At 66.6% G+C, this 326-nt stretch carries 1 protein-coding gene; it reads right to left on the bottom strand.

What is annotated here, in order from left to right:
- A partial coding sequence (locus tag ON43_RS33710; protein ID WP_040814076.1) for a heterodisulfide reductase-related iron-sulfur binding cluster occupies positions 1 to 326 on the bottom strand: 326 nt, incomplete at both ends.

Below are 326 nucleotides of genomic sequence, written 5' to 3'. Positions count from 1 at the left end.
GGTTCGGGCTCTTCGACCTTCGGGGTCTGGACGACCTTCAGGTTCTCGGTCAACGTCGCGGCATCCACGCGGTCGATGGACTGCAGCATCAGCTGGGCGACGTCGACGACCTCGACGCCCTGGCCGACCTCGCCGCCGTCCTTGCGGGCGGTGACACCGTCGGTGAGCATGACCCGGCAGAACGGGCAGCCGGTCGCGATCATCGACGGCTCGTTGCCACCCTTCAAGGTGTCGAGGGCTTCGTCGACGCGGTCGATGTTGATGCGCTTGCCGAGCTGTTCTTCCATCCACATGCGCGCGCCACCGGCGCCACAGCACATGGAACG

The sequence above is a fragment of the Nocardia concava NBRC 100430 genome (genome assembly GCF_000308815.1).
Classification (GTDB): domain Bacteria; phylum Actinomycetota; class Actinomycetes; order Mycobacteriales; family Mycobacteriaceae; genus Nocardia; species Nocardia concava.
Note: the sequence above shows the minus strand (reverse complement) of the source record. Positions and strands in the feature narration are given on the sequence as shown.